Origin of the sequence: Streptomyces sp. NPDC007189, assembly GCF_040703635.1 — a bacterium.
Taxonomy (GTDB): domain Bacteria; phylum Actinomycetota; class Actinomycetes; order Streptomycetales; family Streptomycetaceae; genus Streptomyces.
Genome location: NZ_JBEYEY010000013.1, coordinates 1 through 16,089, shown reverse-complemented (window position 1 = coordinate 16,089; position 16,089 = coordinate 1). Strand labels below are relative to the sequence as shown.

The 16,089-nt window shown below is 73.1% G+C and carries 17 protein-coding genes; 8 read left to right on the top strand and 9 right to left on the bottom strand.

Annotated features, from left to right (window positions below):
- Nucleotides 1–19 precede the first annotated feature (19 nt).
- Both AB0950_RS25050 and AB0950_RS25045 read right to left on the bottom strand, forming a co-directional pair.
- Complete coding sequence (locus AB0950_RS25050) at nucleotides 20–508, bottom strand: glutathione peroxidase (protein ID WP_366779451.1); 489 nt, start codon at nucleotides 506–508, stop codon at nucleotides 20–22.
- 25 nt (nucleotides 509–533) lie between these two features.
- Entirely contained in the window at nucleotides 534–1,529 is a 996-nt protein-coding gene (locus AB0950_RS25045) for a winged helix-turn-helix domain-containing protein (protein WP_360575449.1), read from the bottom strand.
- An 87-nt stretch (nucleotides 1,530–1,616) separates the two neighbouring features.
- Here AB0950_RS25045 and AB0950_RS25040 point away from each other — a divergent pair, with 87 nt between their 5' ends.
- The gene (locus AB0950_RS25040) at nucleotides 1,617–2,849 is read left to right on the top strand and encodes an MFS transporter (protein WP_366779450.1); all 1,233 of its coding nucleotides are present in this window, start codon (nucleotides 1,617–1,619) and stop codon (nucleotides 2,847–2,849) included.
- Here the strand turns inward: AB0950_RS25040 and AB0950_RS25035 are convergent.
- Nucleotides 2,752–3,621, bottom strand: a complete 870-nt coding sequence (locus AB0950_RS25035; RefSeq protein ID WP_360160119.1) for a slipin family protein — start codon at nucleotides 3,619–3,621, stop codon at nucleotides 2,752–2,754. The genes AB0950_RS25040 and AB0950_RS25035 overlap by 98 nt on opposite strands.
- A 128-nt stretch (nucleotides 3,622–3,749) precedes the next feature.
- Between AB0950_RS25035 and AB0950_RS25030 the strand changes: the two genes are divergently transcribed.
- Complete coding sequence (locus tag AB0950_RS25030) at nucleotides 3,750–4,925, top strand: SpoIIE family protein phosphatase (protein ID WP_360160118.1); 1,176 nt, start codon at nucleotides 3,750–3,752, stop codon at nucleotides 4,923–4,925.
- Between the two features lie 58 nt (nucleotides 4,926–4,983).
- The gene (locus tag AB0950_RS25025; RefSeq protein WP_360160117.1) at nucleotides 4,984–5,277 is read left to right on the top strand and encodes a hypothetical protein; all 294 of its coding nucleotides are present in this window, start codon (nucleotides 4,984–4,986) and stop codon (nucleotides 5,275–5,277) included.
- A gap of 44 nt (nucleotides 5,278–5,321) precedes the next feature.
- Here AB0950_RS25025 and AB0950_RS25020 read toward each other — a convergent pair whose 3' ends face one another.
- From AB0950_RS25020 to AB0950_RS25010, 3 genes are all read right to left on the bottom strand, one after another.
- Entirely contained in the window at nucleotides 5,322–5,948 is a 627-nt protein-coding gene (locus tag AB0950_RS25020) for a hypothetical protein (protein WP_360160116.1), read from the bottom strand.
- Nucleotides 5,949–6,156: 208 nt separating this feature from the next.
- Nucleotides 6,157–6,978: a hypothetical protein gene (locus tag AB0950_RS25015; protein WP_366779449.1), complete on the bottom strand. Its 822-nt coding sequence runs from the start codon at nucleotides 6,976–6,978 to the stop codon at nucleotides 6,157–6,159.
- 96 nt (nucleotides 6,979–7,074) lie between these two features.
- On the bottom strand, nucleotides 7,075–7,707 hold the full coding sequence (locus AB0950_RS25010; RefSeq protein ID WP_360160114.1) for an RNA polymerase sigma factor: 633 nt from the start codon (nucleotides 7,705–7,707) through the stop codon (nucleotides 7,075–7,077).
- A gap of 665 nt (nucleotides 7,708–8,372) precedes the next feature.
- On the opposite strand from AB0950_RS25010, the gene AB0950_RS25005 reads away from it, so the two are divergent.
- Nucleotides 8,373–8,870: a DUF1877 family protein gene (locus AB0950_RS25005; protein ID WP_360160113.1), complete on the top strand. Its 498-nt coding sequence runs from the start codon at nucleotides 8,373–8,375 to the stop codon at nucleotides 8,868–8,870.
- A gap of 65 nt (nucleotides 8,871–8,935) precedes the next feature.
- Here the strand turns inward: AB0950_RS25005 and AB0950_RS25000 are convergent, their stop codons facing one another.
- Nucleotides 8,936–9,340 carry a metalloregulator ArsR/SmtB family transcription factor gene (locus AB0950_RS25000; protein WP_360160112.1) on the bottom strand — a complete coding sequence of 135 codons (405 nt, stop codon included), beginning with the start codon at nucleotides 9,338–9,340 and terminating at the stop codon, nucleotides 8,936–8,938.
- 114 nt (nucleotides 9,341–9,454) lie between these two features.
- Between AB0950_RS25000 and AB0950_RS24995 the strand changes: the two genes are divergently transcribed.
- Complete coding sequence (locus AB0950_RS24995; RefSeq protein ID WP_366779448.1) at nucleotides 9,455–11,428, top strand: heavy metal translocating P-type ATPase; 1,974 nt, start codon at nucleotides 9,455–9,457, stop codon at nucleotides 11,426–11,428.
- Between the two features lie 74 nt (nucleotides 11,429–11,502).
- Nucleotides 11,503–12,777 carry an MFS transporter gene (locus AB0950_RS24990; protein ID WP_360160110.1) on the top strand — a complete coding sequence of 425 codons (1,275 nt, stop codon included), beginning with the start codon at nucleotides 11,503–11,505 and terminating at the stop codon, nucleotides 12,775–12,777.
- A gap of 49 nt (nucleotides 12,778–12,826) precedes the next feature.
- Here the strand turns inward: AB0950_RS24990 and AB0950_RS24985 are convergent, their stop codons facing one another.
- Nucleotides 12,827–13,318, bottom strand: a complete 492-nt coding sequence (locus tag AB0950_RS24985; RefSeq protein ID WP_366779446.1) for an inorganic diphosphatase — start codon at nucleotides 13,316–13,318, stop codon at nucleotides 12,827–12,829.
- 191 nt (nucleotides 13,319–13,509) lie between these two features.
- Between AB0950_RS24985 and AB0950_RS24980 the strand changes: the two genes are divergently transcribed.
- Entirely contained in the window at nucleotides 13,510–13,914 is a 405-nt protein-coding gene (locus AB0950_RS24980) for a DUF3592 domain-containing protein (protein WP_366779445.1), read from the top strand.
- A gap of 33 nt (nucleotides 13,915–13,947) precedes the next feature.
- Here AB0950_RS24980 and AB0950_RS24975 read toward each other — a convergent pair whose 3' ends face one another.
- Nucleotides 13,948–14,505 carry a hypothetical protein gene (locus tag AB0950_RS24975; RefSeq protein WP_366779443.1) on the bottom strand — a complete coding sequence of 186 codons (558 nt, stop codon included), beginning with the start codon at nucleotides 14,503–14,505 and terminating at the stop codon, nucleotides 13,948–13,950.
- A 573-nt stretch (nucleotides 14,506–15,078) separates the two neighbouring features.
- On the opposite strand from AB0950_RS24975, the gene AB0950_RS24970 reads away from it, so the two are divergent.
- Nucleotides 15,079–15,375, top strand: a complete 297-nt coding sequence (locus AB0950_RS24970) for a GYD domain-containing protein (protein ID WP_360160106.1) — start codon at nucleotides 15,079–15,081, stop codon at nucleotides 15,373–15,375.
- The last annotated feature ends 714 nt before the right edge of the window (nucleotides 15,376–16,089 follow it).

The window sequence follows — 16,089 nt, the reverse complement described above, 5'->3', positions numbered from 1 at the left end:
CAGGGGCAAGGTCAACCGGCTAGGCCAGCTGGGCCTCGATGGCCGTCACGAGCGCGTCCGACTCCGGCTCGGTCTGCGGGGAGAAGCGGGCGACGACCGTGCCGTCCCGGCCGATGAGGAACTTCTCGAAGTTCCAGCGGATGTCGCCGCTGTGGCCCTCGGCATCGGGGAAGTCCACCAGGCGCTGGTACAGCGGGTGCCGGCCCGCGCCGTTCACCTCGACCTTCTCGGTGAGCGGGAAGGTCACGCCGTACGTCGCCGAGCAGAACTCCGCGATCTCCTCGGCGGTGCCGGGCTCCTGCCCGAGGAACTGGTTGCAGGGCACGCCGAGCACGGTGAAACCCCGGTCGCCGTAGCGCTCCTGGAGCTTCTCCAGGCCCGTGTACTGGGGGGTGAGGCCGCACTTGGAGGCGACGTTGACGATGAGGACCGCCTTGCCGGCGTACTGGGCCAGGTTCGCGGGGCCGCCGGTGAGGGCGTCGATCTCTACGTTCAGGACGTTGGTCATGTGGGCGATGCTATGCGGCACCCCGCTAGCGCCGGTGAGCGTCCCCGTCCCGCACCCGCCCCGGTGCCTCCGCCAGTACGTCCCCCGCCGCCGTCCTCGCGTACAGCACCGACCGACCCGCCCTCCGCCGCTCCACCAACCCCGCCTCCCGCAGCACCCTCAGATGGCGGCCCACCGAGCCCAGCCCCTGCCCCGTCACCGCCGTCAGCTGGGTCGTGCTCATGGGGGAGGCGAGGAGGACCAGGACGTCGGCGCGGGCCGGGCCGAGGAGGGCGCCGAGGGCGGAGGGGACGGTGCGGACACCGGCGTCGGCGAGGGCCCCGGCGCACGGGTAGACCGCCGCGTACCGGACCCCCTCCTCCCAGGCCGCCCAGCCCGCCCGCTGCACGGTCACCGGCACGAAGACCAGCTCGGCGCCGGAGATCTCGCGGGGCCGGTACGCGTGGAGGTTGATCTGGAGCCGGTTCTCACCGAGCCAGCGGGTGCGCCCGGGGCGCAGGGCGTCCAGCACGGTCACCCAGCCGCCCCGGCTCACCTGCGCGGTCCGCGCGACCACGTCCGCCTCCAGCACCCGCCGGCGCCGCTCCCAGGACGGCCGTACGGTCTCCTCCCACACCCACTCCAGCAGGGCGGCCGCCCGCTCGGGCAGGTCGTCGCGGTCCAGTTCGGCGGGGAGCGGGCCGGCGAGCGCGGTGCGCAGATGGGCGCGGGCCGCGTCCGGCGCCGTGGAGCGGATCCGGGCGACCCCGTCCGCGAACGTCTCGTCGTCGCGCGGCGCCGGGGTGAGGAAGTCGGCGATCCAGTTCCGGCCGATCCCGGCCGGTACCAGCCGCGCCGTCACCGGGTCCGCCGCCAGCCGGGCGCGGTAGGCGGGCAGATGGGTGCGCAGCCACTCCTGCTCGCCGGGGTGCGCGGCGTCCCGCGCGTACAGCAGTTTCAGGCAGGCGAAGGCCTCGGAGAGAGGTGAGATGACGAACCGGCTCCGGGCGAGCGTGTCCGCGTCGAGCTGCCACAAGCCCATGCCCGGCACCCCCTCGCCGCCGTACGACCTTTCGCGCTGCCGCGAAACAATAACCGGGCCGGCCGGCCCCGGCCGAGACTCCCCGGCATGACCGGCTACCGATCCCTGTTCCGCACACCGGAGTTCACCCCGCTCTTCCTCGGCGCGGCCGCGCAGACCGCCGCGCAGACCGTCGGCGGGCTCGCCCTGGCCACGCTCGTGTACCGGGCGACCGGCTCGCCGCTGCTGTCGGCGGTGAGCATGTTCGGCCCCTCCCTCGCCCAGGTGCTGGGCGCGACCGTCCTGCTGTCGGGCGCCGACCGGCTGCCCCCGCGTACGGCGCTGTCCGCGATCGCGCTGACCTTCGCGGCCGGTACGGCGGTGCAGGCGCTGCCCGGCCTGCCGGTCGGCGCGGTCTTCGGCGTCCTGCTGGTCCTCGGGCTCGTGGCCTCGCTCGGCGGCGGGGTCCGCTGGGGCCTGCTGAACGAGATCCTCGCCGGGGGCGGCTATCTGCCGGGGCGTTCGCTGTTCAACATGATGAGCGGGCTGATGCAGATCGCCGGGTTCGCCACCGGCGGCGCGCTGCTCGGCGCGCTCTCCCCGCGCGTGTGCCTGCTGCTGTCGGCGGCGCTGTACCTGCTGGCCGCGCTGACGCTGCGGCTCGGCCTGACCGCCCGGCCGCCGAGGACGGCGGGCCGTACCTCCCCGGCGGCGACCTGGCGCACCAACGCCCTGCTGTGGTCCTCCCGCCCGCGCCGCCTCACCTACCTGGGCCTGTGGCTGCCCAACGGCCTGGTCGTCGGCTGCGAGTCGCTGTACGTGTCGTACGCGCCGCACGCGGCCGGCACCCTGTTCGCCTGCGGGGCGTTCGGCATGTTCACCGGGGACGTGACGGTGGGCCGGCTGCTGCCGCGCGCGGTACGGCGCCGGCTGGCCACCCCGCTGCTGCTTCTGCTGGCGACGCCGTACCTGGCGTTCGGCGCGCACCCGCCGCTGCCGGTCGCGGCGGTCTGCGTGACGGTCGCCTCGGCGGGCTTCGGCGCGAGCCTCGTCCAGCAGGAGCGCCTGATGGACCTGACCCCGGACGAGCTGGCCGGGCAGGCGCTGGGGCTGCACTCCTCCGGCATGCTGACCATGCAGGGCGTGAGCGCCGCGCTGGCCGGCGCGGTGGCCCAGCTGACCTCGCCCGCCGCCGGGATGACGGTGATGGCGGCGGGCTCGGTGTGCGTGACGCTGGCGCTGGCTACCGCGGGCCGGCGCTCTCCTGCACCGGAAGCGGGGGCTGGGGCTGCGCCTGCTCGGCCGGGGCCGGAGTCGGCTGAGTCGGCCGAGGCGCGCTGAGGCCGGCGTCGATCTTCTGCACGGCACGGTCGAAGTAGCGCAGCAGCTCGACGGGGAAGGGCATCACGAGGGTCGAGTTCTTCTCGGCGGCGACCTCCACGACGGTCTGCAGGAGCCTGAGCTGCATGGCCTCCGGGGTGTCGGCCATGATCCTGGAGGCGTTGGCGAGCTGCTGCGCGGCCTGGAACTCACCGTCGGCGGTGATGACCCGGGCCCGGCGCTCCCGCTCGGCCTCGGCCTGCCGGGACATGGACCGCTTCAGCGACTCCGGCAGCTGGACGTCCTTGATCTCGACCCGGTCGATGTGGATGCCCCAGCCGGCGGCCGGGCTGTCGATCATCAGCGCCAGTCCTTCGTGCAGCCGCTCCCGGTCGCTGAGCAGGTCGTCCAGATCGCTCTTGCCGATGATCGACCGCAGCGAGGACTGGGCGACCTGCCCGACGGCGAAGACGTAGTCCTGGACCTCGATGGCCGCGCGCACCGGATCGGTCACCCGGAAGTAGACCACCGCGTCGACCTTCACCGAGACGTTGTCCCTGGTGATGCCCTCCTGGGTGGGCACCGGCATGGTCACGACCTGCACGTTCACCTTGCGCATGCGGTCGGCGAAGGGGATCAGGAAGGTGACGCCCGGCTGCCGGTGCTCCGGCAGGGCCTTGCCCCACCGGAACACGACTCCGCGCTCCACCTGGTTGACCACGCGCATACCGCTCTTCAGCACGAGCAGCGCCAACAGCGCCAGCACGACGACCGCCACCACGGTGCCTTCCATGGCACTCCATTCCTCGCAACGGCAGGGACACGGGGAAGGACACCGGCGGAGACCGAATGGATGCGGCCCGGGCGTCATGGTTGCGTCAAAAACCGACCGGGTCGTCAGCTGTCGCGGGTGGTGGCACTGTGGAAGACGTGAAGGCCGGACACGGCTTGGCTGATGTACGGCAGCTGCGGCAGTCCAGCCACGCGCTGCTGCTGATCCCGATCGTGCTCATCGTGGTCATCACGGCGGTGGACCAACTGGTTCCGGCGGACATCCATCTCGGCCCGCTCCTGGTGATCGCCCCCGCGATCACCGCGTCGTTCGCCGGTCCCCGGACCACCACGCTGATCGGGATCCTGACGGTGGCGGCGCAGGCGTACATCGGCTGGCACTTCGGCGTGCTGTTCACGCGCAACGTGGTCGTCCAGATCCTCGCCCTCGCGGTGCTGTCCGCCCTGGTCGTGTTCTTCTGCGTCATGCGCGAGCGGCACAGGCGCGAGCTGGCCCAGGTCCGCTCGGTCGCCGAGGCCGCGCAGCACGGGCTGCTGTGGCCGCTGCCGGAGCGGATGGGCGCCCTGCGGATCGCCTGCCTGTACCTGGCCGCCGAGGACGAGGCGCAGATCGGCGGCGACCTGTACGCGGCCACCCGCGTCCCCGGGGGCGTGCGCATCATGATCGGGGACGTACGGGGCAAGGGACTGTCCGCCATCGGGGAGTCGGCCCTGCTGCTCGGGGCCTTCCGGGAGGCGGCCCACCGGCACGCCACGCTGCCCGATCTGGCCGCCACCCTGGAGCAGAGCGTGGTCCGCTACCTGGCCGACTTCGAGCCGCCCGCCGAGGCCGGCGAACGCTTCGCCACCACCCTGCTGCTGGAGATCCCCAACGACGACAACATCGTCCGCATGATCAGCTGCGGCCATCCGCCGCCGCTGCTGCTCAGCCCCGGCAACGGCCTGACCGTCCCCGGCCTGAGCCCGGCCCCGCCCCTGGGCATCACGGAGAAGGGGCCGGAGGCGTACACCATCGACGTGACGTCCTTCGAGCCCGGCGACACCCTGCTGCTCTACACGGACGGCGTGATCGAGGCCCGCGATCCCGAGGGCCGCTTCTATCCCTTCGAGGTGCGGACCGCCCAGTGGGACAACGCCGGCCCGGAGTCGCTGCTGCACCACATCAAGCGCGATCTGCTCGCCCACACCCGTGGGCGCCTCGACGACGACGCGGCGCTCGTCGCCCTCCACCGCGAGCCCGACAGCCACCGGCGCCACCGCCACGGGCGCGTCGTCCACGCGAGCGGGTTCGGGCATGCCTCCTGACACCGAGCGGGGGTCGGCCGGTCACCGGGCCCGCGCCGGGAAGTGACAGGATCGGGTCATGAGCACCGAGACGGACTGGGTGTACCGGGTGGAGGAGCCGCACGGCTCCGAGGGCTGGCGGCCCTACGGCGACGATCCGCAGCGGTGGCGGGGGACCGTCACCACCGACGGCCCCGGCGAGGACGCCGAGTACGTCGCCGCCCTCGTCGTCACCGACCTGGTGTCCGAGTGGGACCGCCGCGGAGCCGGCCAGAAGCACGTGCGGGTCATCGTCTGGGAGGACGAGGAGGGCACCGGCCCGGAGGACGCGACGTTCACGGTGGAGATCCAGCCGGGGCTCGACCGGGGCTGAGGCGGGAGGGCGTGCCTTCGCGGTTCAGGTACAGCGTGGCGCCGTCACCAGTCGTAGGGGCCGCCGACCACGCGGAAGCTGCCCGCGACGCCGTCGTCGAACAGGCCCGCGCGGGCGAACACGCCGCCGTCCTCGCCGAACTCGTCCCCGTGGTCCGTGCGGGTCACCACGCCGTAGGTACGGCCGTGGGGGCCGACGACGGCGACCGGGGCGCCGTTGTCGCAGGTGAAGCCCCGGAAGACCTCGACGGTGCGCCGGCTGTCGTTGAAGACGCTGAAACTGCTGGCGCCGAAGCCGCTCGCCGCGGTGATGCAGCCGTCGACGGCGGCGGGGTAGGTGCGTTCGTTGAAGTAGATCCGTCCGTCCTCACGGTGGCCGCGGCCGTGGCCGCGTCCGCCGCCGTCACGCCCTTCGTTCCGCCCGCCGGAACCCATGCCGTCCTGAGGGGCGGTGGCGGGAGCGGACCGCTGCACGGGCTTGGCCACCGGCTGCGCGGGCTTGGCCGCGGGCCGCCCGTGCGGGGCCGCCGCACGGTGGGCGGGTGCGGCCGCCTGGTGGACGGACGCGGATGCCGGGGCCGATCCGGCGGTCAGGGCGTAGGTGAGGCCGGCGGCTGCGAGGACGGTCGCGCCGGCTCCGGCGCCGACCACGGTGAAAGTACGCGAGGGCATGTCAGTTACCTCTGTCTCAGCGGACGTCGGCCGGACGACCGATCTCCGACGAACGTACCGACAGCCCCCATAACCGGCATTCCAGACGCAACCCAGGTGTGACGCCCTGCGCCGAACAGGTTGCGCGCACGACGTGTGCCGCCGGCCGCCGTGCGTGTGTCGGCGGTCGCCGCGGGGGTGCGCGCTGCCTGCGGGTTCGGCGCGCTGCCTAACGGTGCTTGCCGCTGCTCTTTCCGCCGGTGCCGGTGTGGGGGGCTCCGTTGCCCGTTCGGCCGCTCCCGCTTCCGGTCGTGGTGTGGGTGCCGCCGGGGTCGGCGCCCGTTCCGCCGCCCGGGTTGCCGGGCTTCTTGGCCGTGTTGCCCCTGCCGGGGGCGCCCGGTTTCTTGGGCTTGGCCGTCGCCCGCGCCAGCTGCTCGGAGCAGTACGCGGCGACCTTGTCCTTTCCGCCGGCGGCGGCGACGAGCTGCTGCCAGGCCGTCGCGCCGAGCGCCTTGCCTAGCCCGTCGACCTGCTCGTAGGCGCGGCAGTGGGCCTCGGTGTCCTGGGCGGGGGAGGGGCGGCCGGTCGCTCCCGGGCCCCCGGAGGGCGACGGCGAGGCGGTGCCGTCCGGCCGGCCGACGGCGGCCACTGCCGGACGGTGCGCGGTCTTGGTGGCGGTACCCGCGCCGTGGCCGGGCGACCCGGAGTGGCCGATGGCCGCGACCGCGACCCCGCCGAGCGCGAGGCTGGCGAACACGACACCGAACGTCATCCGGACCGGGCGCCGGAGCCGCCGTTCCTCGCGCGGCCGCCAGTCGTCCCGGCGCCGGGTGCGTGCCCGGGGCGCGCCCGCCTGATGGCCGGCGGCCCGGAACGCGGCCAGGGCCCGCTGTTCGGCCTCGGGGTCGAGGCGGTCCGGGCGCAGGGCGGCGCCCAGCACCGCTTCCAGCGCGGCGGCGTCCTGCGCGCCCGACGGGCCGGACGCGGTGCCGCCGGGGTGCACCTGCCGGTGACGGACCGGTACTCCGTCGCCGCTCAGTCGTTCACCCATGCCCGTTTCCGTCCCTGTCCGACTGTTCCGCTGCGTTCTGATGCGTCGATGTGTCACGCCCGGCGGCTTCCGGCCGCCTTCCGCCGCCGGCGTTGTTCACGTCCACTCCCCCAGCGTTCGGGGAGTCCCATCCGTCACACCCGCGTCCGCCTCGCCGCCGGCGCCCAGCTGGTGGGCGAGGCGTTTCAGGCCCCGGTGGGCGGCCGTGCGTACGGCGCCCGGGCGTTTGCCGAGGACGCGTGCGGCGGCGGGACCGTCCAGGCCCACGACGACGCGCAGGAGCACCGCCTCCGCCTGTTCCCGGGGCAGTGCGCGGACCAGCGCCAGGGCCTGCTCGGTGGAGAGCGACTCCAGGGCCTGGTCGTACGTGTTCTGGGGGGCGGGCAGGTGCAGTACGTCCTGTTCGGTGCCGCCGGCCCGGGGGCGCGCGCGCCGGCGGCGCAGGTGGTCCAGGGCCCGGTGGCGGGCGATGGTCACGGTCCAGCCCCGGAACCCGGCGCCGTCTCCCTTGAAGCGTCCGAGGTCGCGCGCTATCTCCAGCCAGGCGTCGGAGGCCACGTCCTCGGCGTCGTCGCCGACCAGCCCGTGCAGATAGCCGAGCAGGCCGGGCTGCACGATCCGGTACGCCACCGCGAAGGCGGCCTCGTCCCCGTCCTGCGCCCGCGCGACCGCAGCGCCCAACTCCCCGTCGTACGCACGTACGCGCCCGGGTTGCCGTACCTGGCCCAAGACTGTCCTCGTTCGCACCGGGTCCACAGCGGGTCCGTGCCGTCCGCCGCGCTCCGGTCGCATCGACGGCCCCCCATGCTGCACAGCGTCTGCCGTCACAGAAGTGTCACAACGCCCCGCCGGCCCTTTACGGCACCGCACCAGCCAACCGGCCGGCTCGTCGGCCTTACCGGCGTCCTTTTACGGCACGGCCCGAGCGACCTGGCCCGGTTCGGCGGCCCGTTACCGGCGCCCTTTTGCGGCACCGCGCGAGCCAGCCGGCGCGGTTCGGCGGCCTATTGCCGGCGCACGGCACCGTCCGCGTCCTGCCTCCCGAGTCAACCGGCGGGATTCGACGGCCCGTTACCCGGGCGCGGAACCGCCCGCGCCCTGCCGCGCGGCCGCCGGTGCCAGCCAACCCGCGCGGTTCGGCGCACCCCACCAGGTGACGTTTCGCGCCGACCGCGCGCTGACTCAATGCATGCCGGTACCGGTACCGCGCAGGCCCGAAGGCGGGCGCCTGCCGGAGACCGGCTGCGCAGGCCCCCTCCGTGCCGCCGCCGATTCCCCCCGTGGGCGGCACGGTGAGGGACGGGGCGGCGGGAACCCGCCCACTGCACGGGTTCCGGCCGCTCCGGCGATCAAGGCAGCGTGACGCCGCACCGCCGCCGTGCGCTCCCTTGGGCATGAGTGCCCATCTCCGTCTGCGCGCGGTGCCGCCCCCGGCCCTGCGCAACAGCGCGACCTGGCTGGAGCGGCAGTTCGAGGAGGGCGGCGAGGGCGTCCGGCACCGCGAGGAGGCGCTGGACGAGCGCTACCTGGACCAGGAGCGCCTCTACGCCGGCGCCCACCCGCAGCGCGCCGAGAACCGGCCCCGCACCCAGGTGGTGCTCGGCGGCCGGCCGGTGTTCCGCCGCGACCGGCACCGGCCGCGCCTGCTGGTGCTGACGTCCGCCCAGGCCCGCCGGGTCGCCGGGTTCCTGAGCGCCGCCGACTTCGAGACGCTGTGGGACGCCGTCCGCGAGGACCTGCTGCCGCGCTACGGCGGCGCCCCCGCGGAGCCCGAGACCTGGGCCGCGTTCGCCGTGGCGCACCAGGAGTTGAGGGCGTTCTACGCGCAGACGGCCGCATGCGGTGACGCGGTGGTCAAGCGCCTCCCGGCCGACGCGCGGCCGACCGGCTGACGTCATAGAGCCGCGACCCCTTAGAACCGCTACCCCCATAGCGGGCGACCGGCCGTCCGGCACCCTCACGCGCTCGGAACGGCGGCCTCTTCCGGCTCGGTGTCGGCGGCCACGGCGGCGGCGTCGGTCAGGCCGAGGCGGAGATGCTCGACGTGGTAGATGGCCTGGTCGATGAGTGCGGCGACGTGGTTGTCGTACAGGGAGTACACGACCGAGCGGCCCTGCCGGGTGCCGACGACCAGTCCGAGGTTGCGCAGCAGGCGCAACTGGTGGGAGCACGCGGACTGTTCCATGCCGACCTCGGCGGCCAGTTCGGTCGCGGGCAGGGGGCCTTCGCGCAGGCGGGCGAGGATGAGCAGCCGTGAGGGGGTGGCCAGCGCCTGGAGCGTGGTGGCGACCTTGGCGGCGCTGTCGGCGTCCAGGCGCCTGCGCGGGACGCTTCCGGCGGGCGGTGCGGCTCCATGACCCATGCGCCCATCGTACGGCACCACGTATGAACACATGAATGTCTCTTCATTCTTTCCTGTTACGGTGGTGGGGTTCCGACCTGATCGCGTCCGCCCACGGTGAAGGACCCCCTGCCGATGTCATCCACACTCACCCGCCCGGCGCCGCCCCGTGCTGCGCGCGAGACCGTGGCGCCCCGGCGCCGTACCCGTGTCTTCGCGCTGCCCGAGGCGCGGTGGGCCGCCGCGGCGCTGGTGCTGTTCCTGATCGCGCTGCCGCTGCAACTGACCGGGGCGCCGGCCTGGACGCGGGGCCCGCTCTTCGCGGCCGTCTACGCCACCGGCGGCTGGGAGCCGGGCTGGGCGGGCCTTCGGGCGCTGCGCGAGAAGACCCTGGACGTGGACCTGCTGATGGTGGTCGCCGCGCTCGGGGCGGCGGCGATCGGGCAGGTCCTGGACGGTGCCCTGCTGATCGTCATCTTCGCCACCTCCGGCGCCCTGGAGGCGGTCGCCACCGCCCGCACCGCCGACTCCGTGCGCGGTCTGCTCGACCTCGCCCCGGCCACGGCCACCCGGCTCGCCGACGACGGCACCGAGGAGACGATCCCCACCCAGCAGCTCGCGGTGGGCGACGTCGTCCTGGTCCGGCCCGGTGAGCGCATCGGCGCCGACGGCCGGGTGCTGGACGGGGCCAGCGAGGTCGACCAGGCCACCATCACCGGCGAACCGCTGCCCGTGGCCAAGCAGACCGGTGACGAGGTGTTCGCCGGCACCCTGAACGGAACCGGCGCCCTGCGCGTGCGGGTCGACCGCGACCCGGCCGACTCGGTGATCGCCCGGATCGTGGCCCTGGTGGAGGAGGCCTCCGAGACCAAGGCCCCCACCCAGCTGTTCATCGAGAAGGTCGAACAGCGCTACAGCCTCGGCATGGTCGCCGCCACCGTCGTCCTGTTCGCCCTGCCCCTGCTGCTCGGCGCCGACCTGCGGTCCACGCTGCTCCGCGCGATGACCTTCATGATCGTCGCCTCGCCCTGTGCCGTGGTGCTGGCCACCATGCCGCCCCTGCTGTCCGCCATCGCCAACGCCGGACGCCACGGCGTGCTGGTCAAATCGGCCGTGGTCATGGAGCGCCTCGGACAGGTGGACGCCGTCGCGCTGGACAAGACCGGCACGCTCACCGAGGGCACCCCGCGGGTGACCGACATCCGCCCCCTGTCCGGCTCCGCCCTCACCGAGGACGAGCTGCTGCGGCTCGCGGCCGCGGCCGAGCACCCCAGCGAGCACCCGCTGGCCCGCGCGATCGTGGACGCCGCCCGCCGCCGGCGCCTGGACATCCCGCCGGCGGACGACTTCACCGCCACCCCGGGCGCCGGCGTACGCGCCACGGTGCAGGGCCGTACCGTCGCGGTCGGCAGCCCCGCCCGCGTCCTGCACGACCGCACCGGCCACCCGGCGGACGCCGTGGCCGCGGGTCTGGAACGGGACGGCCGCACGGCCGTACTGGTCGTCCTCGACGGCACACCCGCCGGAGTCCTTGGCCTGGCCGACCGGCTCCGCGAGGAGGCCGCCGCCACCGTCTCCGCCCTCGCCGAGCTGACCGGTACCGCCCCGGTGCTGGTCACCGGCGACAACGCCCGCGCCGCGTCCCGGCTCGCCGCCGAGGCCGGCATCACCGACGTCCGCGCCGGACTGCTGCCCCAGGACAAGGTGGCCGCCGTACGGGAGCTGGAGCGGGCCGGACGCAAGGTGCTGGTGGTCGGCGACGGCGTCAACGACGCCCCCGCGCTCGCCGCCGCCCACACCGGCGTCGCGATGGGCCGCGCGGGCTCCGACCTCGCCCTCGAGACCGCCGACGCGGTCGTGGTCCGCGACGAACTGGCCGCCATCCCCACGGTCGTACGCCTCTCCCGCCGCGCCCGCCGCCTGGTCGTGCAGAACCTGGTCATCGCCGCGGTGTTCATCACCGGCCTGGTCCTGTGGGACCTCACCGGCACCCTGCCCCTGCCGCTCGGCGTCGCCGGCCACGAGGGCTCCACCGTCATCGTCGGCCTCAACGGCCTCCGCCTGCTGGCCGACGCGGCGTGGCGGCGGTCGGGTCCGGGGCGGGGCTGACGGCCTTCTCGACGCGGGCGCTGGATGCGCGGAGGCTGGTGGGCGGGCGGGCATACCCGGGTCAGGAGGCAGCGGTGACGAGGCTGACGAGACAGGTGTCGTCCGGGGAACCGGAGCCGGAGCCGGAGGCGGAGACGGACCGGCCGGTGCGGACGGAGTCGGCGCGGATGGGTCCGTGGCGGTTCGTGGTGTGGTTCGGGACCGTCAGCCTGCTCGCCGACTTCGTGTACGAGGGCGCCCGCTCGATCACCGGTCCGCTGCTGGCGTCGCTGGGCGCGTCCGCGCTGGTGGTCGGTGTCGTCACCGGCGCCGGTGAGGCGGCGGCGTTCGGCCTGCGGCTCGTGTCCGGCCCGCTGGCGGACCGTACCCGCCGCTTCTGGGGCCTGGCGATCGCCGGATACGCGCTGACGGTCGCGTCGGTGCCGCTGCTGGGCGTGGTGGGCGTGCTGTGGGCGGCGTGCGCGCTGGTGGTCGCCGAGCGGGTCGGCAAGGCGGTGCGCTCCCCGGCCAAGGACACGATGCTGTCGCACGCCACCGCCGTCACCGGCCGGGGCCGCGGCTTCGCCGTACACGAGGCGCTGGACCAGGTCGGCGCCCTGGTCGGCCCCCTGCTGGTGGCCGGCGTTCTCGCGCTGACCGGGAACGACTACGGCCCCGCGCTCGGCGTGCTCGCCGCCCCCGGCATCGCCGTACTGGCCCTGCTGTTCTGGCTGCGGGCCCGCGTCCCGGACCCGGAAGCCTACGAACGCGAGGCGGAAGCCGCCGCCAGCGCGCCGCCCGCCGCGCGGAACGTGCGGCTGCCGCGCACCTTCTGGACCTACGCCGGCTTCACCGCGGCCACCACGACCGGCTTCGCCACCTTCGGCGTGCTCTCCTACCACCTGGTCCAACGGCACCTGCTCAGCGCCGCGTGGGTGCCGGTGCTGTACGCGGCGGCGATGGCCGTGGACGCCGTCGCGGCACTGGCCACGGGATGGCTCTACGACCGGTTCGGCCCGCGCGTGCTGCTGGCGCTGCCGGTGCTGACGGCGGCCGTCGCGGCCCTGGCGTTCACCGACACGCTCGCCGTCGCGGTCGCCGGCTCGCTCGTGTGGGGCGCGGCCATGGGCATCCAGGAGTCCACCCTGCGCGCCACGGTCGCCGACCTGGTGCCCAGCGGCCGCCGGGCCACCGCGTACGGCCTGTTCGCCGGCGTCGTAGGCGCGGCAAGCCTGGCCGGCGGCGCGCTCACCGGTGGCCTGTACGGCTACTCGATCCCCGTACTGATCGAGGTGGTCGTCGCCATCCAGGTCCTGGCGGTGCTGCTGCTGGCCGTGACGGGCAAGGGCACGGGCGCGGCGCGGCGCTGACGACGTACCCCCGACGAGCGGAGCCCCCTTGCCGTGCCGACACGACCCATCAGCCCTGTTCTAGCCCACCGGCACGGGCGCGGGAGGCGTCGATCTCCGCGTAGGCGGCGTCCCGGCCCTCCCAGTGGGAGCCCTCGACGGACTTGCCGGGTTCGAGATCCTTGTAGACCTCGAAGAAGTGGGTGATCTCCAGCCGGTCGAACTCCGAGATGTCGCCGATGTCCTGCACATGGCTGTAGCGCGGGTCGTGGGAGGGCACGCACAGCACCTTCTCGTCGGGACCGTGTTCGTCCGTCATGCAGAACATCCCGACCGCCCGGCACTCCACGGTGCAACCCGGAAACGTGGGCTCACCCGTCAGCACGAGGGCGTCCAACGGGTCGCCGTCACGGCCGAGGGTGCCGTCGATGTAGCCGTAGTCGGCCGGGTACTTGGTGGAGGTGAACAGCAGCCGGTCCAGGCGGATGCGGTGCAGCGTGTGGTCCATCTCGTACTTGTTGCGGGACCCCTGGGGGATCTCCACGGTCACAAGGAACTCCACCACGGCCTCCTAGCCTGGATACCGTGCTCCAAGGTGAGCCCCGCCACCGGCAGAGCCCCTGCCGGAGCACGCCCTTCCAGTGTGCGCCCGGCTCGGTTCCGAGCCACCCCACGGACCGCGCGGTTTTCCTGCCTGCCCCCGTCGGCCCGTCCGGTATCGCATGGATTCGCGCGCTGCGCTATAGATGCCCCATGGTGTGGATGCTGGTGACAGCGGGAGTACTCGTGACATCGCTCGTCACCGCGGCGCGTGAACGACGCCGCAACGTGACACTCCGCCAAATCCGTCGACGGGCCCTGAATCTGCCGGCCGAAGTCATCGGCAACAGCGCTGCCGCGAGCGGCAAGCCGGGCGCGTACTTCCTCACACCGGTGGTCCGCTACCGCATAGACGGCAAGCGCTACGAGGCGGAGATCGTCAACGCGTCGTACGGCCGTCCCGCCGACGCAGGCTCCTCGATGACCGTCCTCGTCTCCCCGGACAGCCCCTACAGCCCGATGGACCCCCACGGCGGCCTGGGCGCCACACTCCGCGGCGCGCTCGTCACCGCCGCGCTGAGCACCCTGCTCCTGGCCTGGCAGCTCACCCTGAGGTGAGACCACCCGGCCCGCCGGACCTGGCTCGGTGGCTCAGTAGGGCGCCATCACCAGTTCACCGATCACCCGCTGCCCCACCCGAGCGGCCAGCCACGGAGCCCGCGCGCCCTCGACCTGCTTGACGTGCACGAAGACCGTGTGGTCGGCCGCGGGATGCTCCAGGTCCAGATCACGGGCGTTGAGGCACAGCGTCACGAACGCACCCCGGGAACCCCCGACGCCAAGCCCCACCTCAGGCGCCACCGGCCAGCCCGCGAAGTCCCAGCGCACCGCGGCCGGTTCCGACCCGCTGGCACGCACGAGCGGCACGACAACGTCGGCACAATGCCCCCAACTCCGCACCCTGACCGGCAGACACGCCACAGGATCGACGCCGTCCTGCGACGACCCACCCCGACCCCCCTCCGCCCACCAGTCCGCACACGGCAGCAACTTGAGCAGCCGGGTCAGCGCCGACGCCGAGGACACCACCGCCTCGTAGTCGACCTCGAGCTCGCTGGTATCAGCGACCTCCAGCAACCGCGCAACCGTACACAACGCCTCGCCGGCATCGGCCGTCCTCAGGATGGGCTGCGCATAGGAGTTGGACACAAGCAACAGTGTGCCGAGAGGCGGCGCGAAGCACCTAGGTGACCTTGCAGCCGTCGACCGTACGCCGTCGATCGGCGATGCTGGGCCGATGCCAGGACAGCGCAAAAGAAGGCGTCAGCAGCAGGACGAGGCGCAACGGGCTGGTGCTCGTTTCTCGCCTGACGCCGGCCACTGGGAGGTGCTTTTCGAAACCCAGGATGAGTCGGAATGGACCGCTCACATCCGCCATCTCCGAACGTCGGACACGCAGATCGACTGGACGGCAGTGCGGATGGACAGGCTCTGCGGACGCCTGACGCAACCAACCACCTTTCGCCTGAGCCACTTCGTACCGAAGGCCATGCCCCATCCGGGCCACGACTCCTCCAGGTAGTGGCGCACATGCGGCACGACCCTGAACTCGCCAAAGGCCCAGCCGGGAATCGATGCGACCGCCTTACCCTGGTTCCAACCACCGTGATCAACCGCCTGTGGTGCTCGTAGTAACTCGTTCGGGTGCGTACCTTGTGCGGGCTTCAGGCCCGATGTCCAGGATTGACCCTGCGCTGCGTCTCCTCATAAAGGTGAAAGATCATGCCGACCTACGTCTCGTTGCTGAACTGGACCGATCAAGGGATCCGAAACTACAAGGACACCGCGAAGCGCGCCGAGGCCTTCGGCGCAGCGGTAGAGAAGCTCGGGGCGAAGCTCCTGAACATCTACTGGACCGTCGGTCCGTACGACCTCGTGGCTGTCGTCGAGGCACCCGATGACGAAACCGCCACCGCGGCACTACTGCAGATCGGCGGGGTGGGTAATGTCCGTACCACGACTCTGCGGGCCTTCGGTCGAGAGGAGATGGACCGCATCGTCGGCAAGGCCGCTGGCTGACTGCCTCCACTCACTGCAAGCGACGGCGTCTGGCGAGCCGGCTCAGCAGCAGCCCCGCAGGTCTGCTGAGGGTCCTGAGTCGGTTGCCCTGGGTGTTGCCGGGCATCTTGGCAGGCTGCCTTTTGGCTTTTCAGCAGCGGTGCGCCCGTGCGCCTGGTGGTCGCCGCTGGTCATCATTGGCCGCTGTTGAGCGGCCTAGGACGGCCGGCCTGTGACGACGGCGCCTGCGCCCGTACCTGGCACGTCCGCATGGAACGCAGCGTCCAGGCTGGCGCGCTCACACAGCTTCCGCGGTGCTCCGCTTCGCTGGCCGGTGGTGCAGGAGACGGGAGTAACTGGCTGCCGCGGCCAAAGATCCGCGCGCGTGTCGGGACGACTGGATGCACGGAGCGACCGGGGTCCATCTCTTGGCCACGGGACGCCTATGGGATGTCCTGACTGTTCCTGAGCGCCTCGGCTTGTACACCGCCGAATTACTCGACACGATCTCGGTGACGGAGCGGGGGCCAGTTCTGCACGACGGTCGGGGCCGTCGTGGGGGACTCCTTGTGCCGCCCGATCCCACTGCTCTGTGGGCCGGACCCAACCTGAGATACGTCTCGAAGGGCGGCTGGATCGTGGCCCCCGCCCCGCACTGCCGGTGGGGGACGCTGCACTGGCTCATCCCACCGGACGGAAGCGGCGCTCTCACCCCGCCTGAACTTCTCGAGTTGG